The sequence below is a fragment of the Cyanobacterium stanieri LEGE 03274 genome, from assembly GCF_015207825.1.
GTDB lineage: Bacteria > Cyanobacteriota > Cyanobacteriia > Cyanobacteriales > Cyanobacteriaceae > Cyanobacterium > Cyanobacterium stanieri_B.
The window spans coordinates 1-11121 of the sequence record NZ_JADEWC010000047.1 but is presented as its reverse complement, the minus strand read 5'-3'; the positions used below and the strand labels follow the sequence as shown (position 1 = coordinate 11121).

Annotated in this window: 8 protein-coding genes and 2 pseudogenes; 7 read left to right on the top strand and 3 right to left on the bottom strand. The window is 38.8% G+C overall.

Going from position 1 to position 11121, the window contains the following annotated elements:
* Positions 1 to 469, bottom strand: a pseudogene (locus IQ215_RS13840) (collagen-like protein); the annotation flags it as partial.
* 118 nt (positions 470 to 587) lie between these two features.
* Between IQ215_RS13840 and IQ215_RS13835 the strand changes: the two are divergent.
* Positions 588 to 1190: a nitroreductase family protein gene (locus tag IQ215_RS13835; protein WP_193801994.1), complete on the top strand. Its 603-nt coding sequence runs from the start codon at positions 588 to 590 to the stop codon at positions 1188 to 1190.
* A gap of 251 nt (positions 1191 to 1441) precedes the next feature.
* On the opposite strand, the gene IQ215_RS13830 is transcribed toward IQ215_RS13835, so the two are convergent.
* Complete coding sequence (locus tag IQ215_RS13830; protein ID WP_193801993.1) at positions 1442 to 2152, bottom strand: M15 family metallopeptidase; 711 nt, start codon at positions 2150 to 2152, stop codon at positions 1442 to 1444.
* Positions 2153 to 2222: 70 nt separating this feature from the next.
* On the bottom strand, positions 2223 to 3356 hold the full coding sequence (locus IQ215_RS13825; RefSeq protein WP_193801992.1) for an HhoA/HhoB/HtrA family serine endopeptidase: 1134 nt from the start codon (positions 3354 to 3356) through the stop codon (positions 2223 to 2225).
* A gap of 322 nt (positions 3357 to 3678) precedes the next feature.
* Between IQ215_RS13825 and apcB the strand changes: the two genes are divergently transcribed.
* The 6 genes and pseudogenes from apcB to IQ215_RS13795 form a co-directional block, all read left to right on the top strand.
* Positions 3679 to 4191 carry an allophycocyanin subunit beta gene (gene apcB, locus IQ215_RS13820; RefSeq protein ID WP_193801991.1) on the top strand — a complete coding sequence of 171 codons (513 nt, stop codon included), beginning with the start codon at positions 3679 to 3681 and terminating at the stop codon, positions 4189 to 4191.
* Between the two features lie 97 nt (positions 4192 to 4288).
* The gene (locus tag IQ215_RS13815; RefSeq protein WP_193801990.1) at positions 4289 to 5455 is read left to right on the top strand and encodes an HhoA/HhoB/HtrA family serine endopeptidase; all 1167 of its coding nucleotides are present in this window, start codon (positions 4289 to 4291) and stop codon (positions 5453 to 5455) included.
* 524 nt (positions 5456 to 5979) lie between these two features.
* A complete protein-coding gene (locus IQ215_RS13810) occupies positions 5980 to 7071 on the top strand; it encodes an RNA polymerase sigma factor, RpoD/SigA family (RefSeq protein WP_193801989.1) in 1092 nt (363 codons plus the stop codon).
* Between the two features lie 361 nt (positions 7072 to 7432).
* The gene (locus IQ215_RS13805; RefSeq protein ID WP_193801988.1) at positions 7433 to 9481 is read left to right on the top strand and encodes a GspE/PulE family protein; all 2049 of its coding nucleotides are present in this window, start codon (positions 7433 to 7435) and stop codon (positions 9479 to 9481) included.
* A 204-nt stretch (positions 9482 to 9685) separates the two neighbouring features.
* Positions 9686 to 10486 (top strand): nucleotide exchange factor GrpE, encoded by an 801-nt coding sequence (gene grpE / locus IQ215_RS13800; RefSeq protein WP_193801987.1) that lies wholly within the window; start codon positions 9686 to 9688, stop codon positions 10484 to 10486.
* Positions 10487 to 10728: 242 nt separating this feature from the next.
* Positions 10729 to 11040: pseudogene (locus IQ215_RS13795) on the top strand (Hsp70 family protein); the annotation flags it as partial.
* Positions 11041 to 11121: the final 81 nt, after the last annotated feature.

The window sequence follows — 11121 nt, the reverse complement described above, 5'->3', positions numbered from 1 at the left end:
CATCTCCCCCGTCTCCCCCTTGCCCCGCAGAAGCATTAACCGAAATTTCTTTTAAATAATCTTTATTGGTAGCATAAATGGTCAAGTCTCCACCATTACCACCATTGCCACCGTTACCACCATCACCACCATCACCGCCGTGCGCACCTTGTAAATTTTCTGGCAAATTAATGGGTTGATTTTCACATAATGCCCTCGTGCCGTTGCTGCCACTTTCCCCCGTAGAGCCATTTTGTCCCGCTAAATTAAGATTCAGGGGTGAGCCATCAGCAAAAATGGTAATACTTTCGCTACTTCTACCATCATTTCCATCAGCGCCCCTTACGCCGTTGTTTCCACGATTTCCGAAATTACTAGCCTGATTGGCGATCGCCCTTAAACCACATAGATTATTCTCCACTAGAGGAGAAATCATTTCAGGCAAAAACAAAAAAGCGACAGTGAGAGAAGTTTTCGTTAACCAACCCATAATAAATAATTGATAATAAATAATTGATAATAAACTCTAACTAGACAAAAATCAGATATTGTCTATCTGCTATATTAAGTAATGTTAAGCAGTAAATCATTAAACAAAAAAATATTTTATGGATACTTTAACAGCTATCAGAGAAAGAAGGTCAATTAAAAAATATGACCCTAATCATAAAATGACTGATTCGGAAATCAATACTTTAATGGAACAGGCTTTGCTTTCTCCCACTTCTTTCAATATGCAAAATTGGCGTTTTGTAGTTGTTAAAGATCAAGAAATCAAGGACAAATTAAAGGCTGTTTCTTTCAATCAATCCCAAGTTAGTGATGCTTCTATCGTGGTGGTGATTTGCGGAGACTTGAAAGCGTCAGAAAAAAATCCTCAGAGATATTGGCGTAACACCCCCGAAACGGTTCAAAAGCAAATTGTACCCATGATTGGAGGTTTTTATAATGATAAACCCCAGTTACAAAGAGATGAGGTGATGCGCTCCTCTGGTATGGCAGGACAAAATATTATGTTAGCCGCTAAAGCCATGGGTTATGATACCTGTCCGATGATTGGTTTTGACCCTGAAAAGGTAGCTAAAATTATTAATTTACCTGAAGACTATATTCTTTCTTTTATGGTTGTGGTTGGCAAAGCCATCGAAGGGCCTAACCCTCGTTCTGGTCAGTTAGATTTTTCGGAAGTTGTTAGTTTTGATAGTTTTTAAACTATCTTTGATAAACAAGGGGTTTTTCCTCTTGTTTTTGGTAAAAAAATCGCAAAATTAACCTTTTTGTTGATTAATGACTGGTCAATTTATGTTATTATTAAACAATGGGATATTAAGCAAAAATAAGTTTAAATAGTCAGATTTTCATTATTAACAACCTAATTTTATTATCTCCCAAAAGAGAGCAAAAGTCCAAAAAAAAGTGATTTTTTAATATTTTGTAACAAAAAATGGGTTGTAATAATTTCCTACGGCACACCGCCATATTTAGCGATCGCCCTCAGGGAAGGATTAATAGAATTTTGTAACCAAGCCCACATTTGATCTCCGTGGGAAAAGTGCCACCACTCTCCGGGATGACGAAGAAAACCCCCAGCATTCATGGCTTGTAAAAGTATTTGTCGGTGGTAATGATAGCGTTGTTCAAGGGAATTTGGACGATGTTGGTAATAATTAGGGTGCGATCGCTCCGATAACTCATCAATTTCTCCGCCCATATCAACCATTTGCCCCTTTTCATCCCATAAAGTTAAATCCACCGCAGCCCCCGTACTGTGAGGGGGAGGGGTGAGAGGATTATGGCTTGGAATTGCCCAAATTTTATATACTTCCTCATAAACCTCCTTTTCTTGGGCAGAATTTAACTGACCTTGGTTGAAACCCTTCATCTCGCAAACCTGTTTGAAAGTATAATCCACCATGAATTGTTGTACAGCAATGGGCCGATAAGCATCAAAAATTTTTAACCGCCATTGGGGTTTTAACTGTTGTAATTTTTCTTGGGCAACAATTAAACCATCAACAACCCTTTGACGTAAATAATAGGGAGACTTGCCCCCATAATCAGCGCCTAACTTTTGGTAAGGGGGAGGATTTTCCATGAGGAATAAATCTTCAGGAATGGCGATTAACGCTTCCCCACACTCTTGAATCGCTATTTTTTGATAAGGTTTTTCCATCGCTTAAGTATTAGGAATTAGGGTTCAGATATTAAATAATAAAAACTCATTATCAATTATCCATTCTCAATTATCTTAACTGTGCGGTTTTAAGATTAAGATCTAAAGTGCGATCGCCCCTAATCACAGAAAAACGAATATTTTTATCAACCCCAGTTTGTTCCACCACATTTTGAAGCTCCCCAGCATCACTAATAGGGCGACTATTCACCTTCACCACCACATCACCCCGACGCATTCCCGCCGACGATGCAGGGGTATCAGACAAAACCTGTACCACCAAAACCCCTTCCACCTCAGGAATCATAAAAGCCGAATTAGGGTCATTATTATTTTCCCTTGCCAAATCAGGAGTAACATTAACCATCTGAATACCCACATAAGGATGAGGCACTTCCCCTCCCATAGCCAAAGTATTTTGAATTTCTTTTGCTTTATTAATGGGTATAGCAAAACCAATCCCCATAGCATCCGCACGTATAGCCGTATTAATGCCGATAACTTCCCCCTGAGCATTTAACAAAGGCCCCCCCGAATTACCCGGGTTGATGGCCGCATCGGTTTGTAAAAAATCGATTCTCTTATCAGAAATCCCCACTTCCGAAGAAGAACGATGGAGAGTGCTAATAATGCCCAAGGTTACCGTATTATCAAGACCGACAGGATTACCAACGGCGATCGCCCAATCCCCCACCTTCACCGCCCCAGAATCCCCTAACACCGCAGTAGGTAAAAGATCACCCTGAGAATCCACCTTCACCACCGCCAAATCAGTAATTTGATCCGTACCCATCACCTGCCCCGAAAACTTGCGCCCGTCCTTGAGGGTAATAGTCACCTTATCCGCATCACTCACCACATGGGCATTAGTCAAAATAATACCAGAGCCATCGACAATAAATCCCGAACCTTGCCCAGCCACCCTTCTTTCTTGGGGCATTCTCCCCGAAAAACCATTACCAAAAAACTGACGTAACATAGGATCATCCATAAAAGGATCAAAACCAAAACTACGGCTAACCACCTTTTCTATATCGATACGCACCACCGCATCTCCCGTTTTTTCTACTGCCTGAGCCACAAAGCTATCGGGAGCTAAATCCGTGGGTAGTGCCGTCACAGGGGCCACTAACATCCCCCAACCAACCATAAAACCGAGAAGTAAAGAAACAATAAACTTTTTGAAAGAAGATAGGATAATCATAAAATTAGAAAATATGTAAAGATTTGATACTTTTCTTATCAATTCAGGTTTAGAAATAAGATAATAGTCTCGCTGTTTATGATACCCATTGTATAGCCAGAAGCAGTTTTCCTCAGGAAATTTACTTGTAGTGTTTTCCCGAAATCTGTGTTCTTGTCTATATTGGTGCATCTACCAGAGCGCACCCTAGGGGTAAACTAAACCCAAGGGAAAGTATGAAATAATTAGTCTTGATGCAGTTGACTACCCAGTCAGGATCAAGATTAAAATAAAATATAACTCTTTAATAGTTAAAAATTAAAATATTTGTTGGGAGAAAAAAATGTTACTCGATGCCGTAACTAGCTTAATAAAAAACTACGATGTATCCGGGCGTTATCTCGATAGAGATGCCATCGATTCCCTAAAATCTTATTTTCAATCCGGCACTACTAGAATTCAAATTGCCAATATCATTAATGCCAACTCCCCTGAGTTAGTTTTAAATGCGGGAAAACAATTATTTGAAGAAGTACCCGAGTTGATTCGTGCGGGGGGAAATGCTTACACTACCCGTCGTTACTCTGCTTGTTTACGGGATATGGACTACTATTTACGCTATGTAAGTTATGCTCTGATTGCCGGGGATACTAGCGTTTTAGATGAGCGAGTCTTACAAGGATTAAGGGAAACCTATAATTCTTTAGGTGTACCCATTGGCCCTACTGTCAGAGGTATTCAAATCATGAAAGAGATGATTAAAGATATGGCTTTTGCTTCTGGTATTGAAAATACTTCTTTGGTGGATGAACCTTTTGATCATCTTGCCCGTGAGTTGAGCGAAGTTTCTATCTAAATTAGGTTTTAGGTGGAAGGTATTGGGTGTTAGGTTTTCATGGTATTGGTTTTAAAGATTGTGTTACATTGAAAGTTAAGATCAAACGCAATCGAAGATGAGCAAAGTATTTTCCAGAATCGCTATCTCTACAGGATTTTTAGTCGCTGGTATTTCTTTCGGCTTATGGGGGGGGAAACAATTTAGCAATGTGTCTGAGGATTTTCCTAATCCTTCCTTTTTTTCAGAAAATTATTCTATTCCTTTGCCCGATTCTCCTTCAGGGGGAGCAAATATAGAAAATCATCGTAATTTTAATTTTATAGCTTCTGCGGTAGAAAAGGTAGGCCCGGCGGTGGTGAGGATAAATGCTTCTCGCCAAGGGAGTCGTAATTCTTTATCTGATAATTTTTTTGGTTCTATTCCTAGCTATCCTCCCCAAGACAGTGGCACTGGTTCTGGTTTTATTATTCAAGAGGATGGTTTAATTATTACTAATGCCCATGTGATTGATAATTCCGATTTGGTTTCGGTTTCCCTCCGTGATGGTCAATTTTTTGAAGGGGAAGTGTTGGGTATTGATAGGATGACTGATTTGGCGGTAGTCAAGATTAAGGCTTCTGGTTTGCCGGTGGTAACTTTGGGTAAAAGTGAGGATTTAATTATTGGGGAATGGGCGATCGCCATTGGTAACCCCTTAGGATTAGATAACACTGTCACAGCGGGTATCATAAGCGCCACGGGGCGATCGAGTAATGAAGTGGGAGTACCTGATAAAAGAGTTCGTTTTATCCAAACCGATGCGGCCATCAATCCGGGTAACTCAGGAGGCCCATTACTCAATATTCAAGGGGAAGTAATCGGTATTAACACCGCCATCAAAGCCAACGCCCAAGGATTAGGTTTTGCCATTCCCATTGAAACTGCTTCCCGTATTTCTCAACAACTGGTAACCAATGGTAAAGCCGCTCACCCCTATCTAGGAATTCAAATGGTAACCCTTAATCCCTACACCTCAACTAACTACGATTTTCCCATTCCTGACATTTATGAAAACACACAAGGGGTTTTAATTTTAAGGGTGATGCCTAATTCCCCTGCCCAAGAGGCTGGATTTAAAACAGGGGATTTAATTACTCGAATTCGACAAACATCAATCATGACAACCACTGATGTTCAAGAGGAAGTAGAAAAGAGTAGCATCGGAGAAACTCTACCTGTTACGGTTAATAGGGAAGGAGAAATGGTAATAGTTGAAGTGATTCCCACGGAATTTCCTCAATAGTTGAAGCACTCACCCTCATTAATTGTTTATGATCATTCTGTAATGGATTTTTTAGCCATAGGGATCATTTTTATCTTTTAAATCAATACTTAATAAAAAAATTATGGTAGTAAATAAAATTTGATTATCATCAGAGCTAATTTTTTTAATATTTGAATCGAGAGAAGGTTTCATCGATTTCTAAGGTCATTTAATCTTTATGACTGTATTTTGGACAAAATAAAAATCATATTAATCCGTTGATTAGTGAAATTTGTTTATCAGGAGAAACCATTTATGTCAAATTTCTTAATAAAAATTATAGTTTTGTAGTCTGTAACACCAAAATATAAAAAAAATCTAAAAAGAATTATATTTTAATAGTCAAAACCTAGTTTTATTAGCTACATTAGGATTTAGATATTTATCCCTTGCCCATTACATGAATTTAGTATTAACCATGACAAAATAACTAAAAAAAAGATGATTTATTAAATTATGTCCCTAGGCAGGATAAAAAGTGCGTTAAAAAGAGGAGTAACAACATGAACCAATTTACCAGTCCCCTCACCAAGGAACACGATCCCATAAAAACGGAAATTGATGGAGAATTTGACGAGGTGATTGCTCAATATTCCGATGATACAGAGCAAAACGGCAAAAAGGTAAGGAGCAATCGTAGTAAATCAGAAGACTCCGTCGGGGCGTTTTTTAAAGAAATGGCTCGTTACCCTTTGTTAACAGCAACCGAAGAAATTGAATTAGCCCAAGCCGTCAAATTTTTAACTGAGTGCGAGGACAAACAACAAAAATTGCACCATCAGTTACAAAAAACCCCCAGTAAGATGGAATTAGCCCTTGCCATGGGGCTAGAAACAGAGAGGCAATTAGAAAATCGTCTCTATAAGGGAAGGGTTGCCAAAAGAAAAATGATTCGTTCTAATTTACGTTTGGTGGTATCCATTGCTAAACGGTATTTAAATAGGGGAGTGCCTTTTTTAGATTTAATTCAGGAGGGGGCTATCGGTTTAAACCGGGCGGCTGAAAAGTTTGATCCTGATAAGGGTTATAAGTTTTCTACCTATGCTTATTGGTGGATTCGTCAAGCCATCACTAGAACGATTGCCAATGATTCTCGTACCATCAGATTACCCATTCATATTGTGGAGAAGTTAAATAAACTTAAGAAGGCTCAACGGGAATTAAAACAAAGTTTGCAACGCAATCCCACAGAGGATGAGTTAGCGGAGGAAATGGGCATTAATGAACAGGCTTTACATCAGTTATTACAGTTAAAACGTCAATCTTTATCCCTAAATCATCGTGTGGGTAAAGGGGAGGATACGGAGTTATTGGAGTTATTAGAAGATACCAATCTATTGTTGCCTGAGGAGAAGATGAATGAGGCAATGATGAATCAAGAGATTGTTTCTGTGTTGGATGATGTTTTGAGTGGGCGAGAAAAGGAAGTTATTATTTTGCGTTATGGCTTGTCTCATTCTAAGCCTCATACCCTAGAGGAAGTGGGACAAATGTTTGATTTATCGAGAGAAAGGGTGCGTCAAATTCAAACTAAGGCTATGCGTAAGTTAAGAAGACCACAGGTTGCAAGAAGATTAAAGGGTTGGTTAACTTAGATTTTTGCTAATATTTATTGATTGAATCGGGGAGCTATTTTATTTAGATTTCCCTGATTTTTTTATGGAAGATAAATGATTAATGGCATTGCTGATTTTGAGTATGAAACATTATTGAATTACACAAAAAACTAAGACTTCTAAATATTATAACTGTTCCCTATTCCCCGTTCCCTGTTCCCTTCCTCAACAAGAAATCATACCTTAATTCACCAACGCCTGATTAATTAATAAGTGAAGGGTGTTTTTTTGGTTAACAAATTAAAACAAAGGTTTGATTTCAGATTCTATATAATTTAGTACAATGGAAAGTATTATCAGTTAAGTGCGATCGATTCCTCATCCATTGCCATAAAATATTATGACTCAAAGCCCTGTTTCTTCCTCTGGAAAAAAATTAGAAAAGTTAAGTACAGCCCTTGTCAGTCCAGATTATTTTAGTCCCTTCGGAAATAAGTTAATTCAATCAGGATATATAGATAAAGAACAGCTAAAGAATGCCTTAGTGGAGGTGAGGAATAGTAAACAACCTCTAGTAAAAGTGCTAGAGAGTATGACTCATAAGGCTTTATCCCCTGATTTGGTAAGACAATATAAGAAACATCATCTCTTTGAGTTAAAAATATTGTATGGGGTTGATTCTGTTGATCCTGATGCCGATGAAATATCTTCGGATCAGATGACGGAGTTGATAGATTCGGTAATAAATATTAAGGTGTGTCGTCGCCATAAATTGTTGCCTGTGCGCCGCATTAATACAGAAGATCCTCCTGTGTTGGTAATTGCCATGGTCGATCCTGACAATTTGGCTGCCCTTGATGAGGTGCGTAAATTAATCCGTTTGAAGGGTTTAGATTTACAGAGGATTGTAATTACGGAGGAAGATTACGATCGCCTTTTACAAATATACTATAAGGAAGAAAGCGAAAAAAGAGAAAAGGAAGAAGCCCTACAGGCTAAAAAAGCCCAAGAAAAATTAGCCAGTGTGGATGATGTCATTGACGACTTATCCGATGACGGTTTAGAGGATGGAAAGGAAGATAATGATGATGCGGATTTAAGTTCCAATGATGCCAATCAAGCTCCCATCATCAAATTAGTAAACAAAATTTTAATTAAAGCTCTCCAAGAAAGTGTTTCTGATATTCACATTGAACCCCAAGAAGAAATATTGAGGGTTAGAATGCGTAAGGATGGGGTATTACAAGAATTTTTCCGCCTCCCCCGTCACATCACCACGGCGGTGGTAGCAAGGTTTAAAATTATGGCAGAATTAGATATTGCCGAACGCCGTTTACCCCAAGATGGAAAAATCCGTCGGGTGTATCAGGGACGTAATGTGGATTTCCGTGTTAACACTCTCCCTAGTCGTTATGGGGAAAAGGTTTGTTTACGTATTTTAGATAACTCAGCCACCCAGTTAGGGTTAGATTTTCTGATTAGTGATGAGGAAACATTGTTGAGGGTTCGGGAAATTGCTGGTCGTCCGTTTGGTTTGATTTTGGTAACAGGCCCTACGGGTTCGGGTAAATCCACAACCCTTTATTCGGTGTTGGCGGAAAGAAATAAACCAGGGGTTAATATCAATACTGCGGAAGATCCCATTGAATATGCCCTCCCTGGCATTACTCAGGTACAGGTAATTAGAGAGAAGGGCATGAACTTTGCTTCTATTCTACGGGCGTTCATGCGTCAAGATCCTGATATTATCCTCGTGGGTGAAACTAGGGACGTGGAAACAGCTAAGACAGCCATTGAGGCGGCTTTGACAGGACATTTGGTATTAACCACTTTACACACTAATGATGCGGCAGGGGCGATCGCCCGTCTGGATGAAATGGGGGTTGAACCCTTCATGATTTCTGGAGCATTGTTAGGGGTGTTGGCTCAAAGGTTAATGCGCCGTGTGTGTACCGAATGTAGAATTGAATATAGCCCTAGTAAAGAAGAATTAGCCCGTTTCGGTTTAACTGCCTCAGGGGAAGAATCCGTTACCTTCTATAAAGCTAATACCCTGACAGGAGATAACCTCCAAGAAGCGGTAAACAATGGTACTGTTTGCCCTAAATGTGGGGGAACAGGATATAAAGGTAGGGTTGGGGTTTATGAATTTATGGTTATTACCGAAACCCTACAAAAATTAATTAACCAAGGGGCTACCACCGATAGAATAAAAGAAGCAGCCGTGGAAGAAGGTATGACCACAATTTTGGCTTATAGTCTTAATTTAGTGCGTCAAGGACATACTACCTTAGAGGAAGTAGAGAGGGTTACTTTCACCGATTCTGGATTAGAGTCGGAGTTAAAAGCCAAGCGTAAAAGCTCTTTGACTTGTCAAGGTTGTGGCGCTGAGTTACAACAAGAATGGATGGACTGCCCCTATTGTATGACTCCTCGTTTTAGTGATTAAAAATGATTGATTAATTATTTATCACTATACTCGAAACTGAAAACCTCAAGACTGAAACCTTACCCTTGATCATTCATTATCTATTGTTGATGTTTTAATCATAAGTCCAATTTTTTATCAAAGACTCGGTGCAATTGCCGGTGGTAGTGACAAAATTAGTTACAATTGTGGTTAACTATCAATTAAATTTTATTGCAGTTAGCTATGACTGAAACAACAAATAATAATTATATGGAACTAGATCAAGAAATTAGGGAACAAGAAAATCTGGAACAAAATCAAGATGTAGATTCGGCTGATAGTGTCCCCTCCCTGGATGAAGCTGAAGTTTTAGAGCAAGAGTCTAAAGATGTATCTTCCGAGAAAATAGATGATAGTAATTCTTCGGACAATGATAATGCCTCCGAGGCACAAGCCCAAGAGTCTTTGGAAAATAACGATGATGAGAGTGAAAGTTTAAAGGCGATCGCCCTTTTACAAGAAGAAATCGCTAACCTAAATCAACAACTAGAATCCCAAAAAGAACAAACCAAAAGTATTCAAGGTCAATTCATGAGGCTAACTGCGGACTTTGATAATTTCCGCCGTCGTACCGCTAAAGAAAAAGAAGAACAAGAAAATAGCATCAAAAAGAAAACCATCGTCGAACTACTTTCCGTGGTTGATAACTTTGAAAGAGCCAGAACTCAAATAAAACCCTCCAATGATGGAGAAATGGCTATCCATAAAAGCTATCAAGGGGTATATAAAACCTTTGTAGATAGTCTCAAGAAATTAGGCGTATCCGCCATGCGTCCCGAAGGACAACCCTTTGATCCCAACTATCAAGAAGCTATGCTCAGAGAGCCTACCAATGAATATCCTGAAGGCACAGTCATAGAACAATTAGTTAGGGGCTACCTTCTCAATGACCAAGTCTTACGCTATGCTATGGTAAAAGTAGCTGCACCCAGTGAGGATGACCATGAATCAAACTCTACCTCTGATGATACTCCAGAGGCTTAAGAAAATTTTCTATTAGTGAAATTACCTAGTAAATATTAACTATAAAATAAACAAGAGCCATATTATAGTTGGCTCTACTACCACAAAAATAAACTACACTTAGGGCAGAGTGTTAAACATCAAAATAATTGTCACCAAAACCAATAATTGATGACAATAAAAATTCCTAGGGTATGCTGTAAGAAAGAAACCATCAAAATCAACACCAAAAGAAAACTTATAAATCGCAACTGCTGTCAGTTATGGGAAAAGTAATCGGAATCGACTTAGGAACAACAAATAGTTGTGTTGCCGTATTAGAAGGCGGTAAACCCTTAATTATTAATAATCAAGAGGGTTCAAGGACAACCCCCAGTATCGTAGGATTTGGTAAAGGTTCTCAACGCCTAGTGGGGCAACTAGCCAAACGTCAGGCCGTCACCAATGCGGAAAATACCGTTTACAGCATTAAGCGATTTATAGGTAGAAGATGGTCTGATAGTGACCACGATCGCTCCAGGGTTACATATATAGTCAATCAAAATAAGACTGAGCTACTAAGAGGTAAAATAAGAATATAGTAATTATCATAAAGTAAAAGAAAAATGCCCCATCATGTAGAGTTAAGAAAAAAAGTAATTGATTACATAGATAGA

Bases quoted from the DNA above. Each gene is read 5' to 3' on its own strand.
- IQ215_RS13835 (WP_193801994.1), top strand. From the start codon at position 588: ATGGATACTTTAACAGCTATCAGAGAAAGAAGGTCAATTAAAAAATAT.
- IQ215_RS13830 (WP_193801993.1), bottom strand. From the start codon at position 2,152: ATGGAAAAACCTTATCAAAAAATAGCGATTCAAGAGTGTGGGGAAGCG.
- IQ215_RS13825 (WP_193801992.1), bottom strand. From the start codon at position 3,356: ATGATTATCCTATCTTCTTTCAAAAAGTTTATTGTTTCTTTACTTCTC.
- apcB (WP_193801991.1), top strand. From the start codon at position 3,679: ATGTTACTCGATGCCGTAACTAGCTTAATAAAAAACTACGATGTATCC.
- IQ215_RS13815 (WP_193801990.1), top strand. From the start codon at position 4,289: ATGAGCAAAGTATTTTCCAGAATCGCTATCTCTACAGGATTTTTAGTC.
- IQ215_RS13810 (WP_193801989.1), top strand. From the start codon at position 5,980: ATGAACCAATTTACCAGTCCCCTCACCAAGGAACACGATCCCATAAAA.
- IQ215_RS13805 (WP_193801988.1), top strand. From the start codon at position 7,433: ATGACTCAAAGCCCTGTTTCTTCCTCTGGAAAAAAATTAGAAAAGTTA.
- grpE (WP_193801987.1), top strand. From the start codon at position 9,686: ATGACTGAAACAACAAATAATAATTATATGGAACTAGATCAAGAAATT.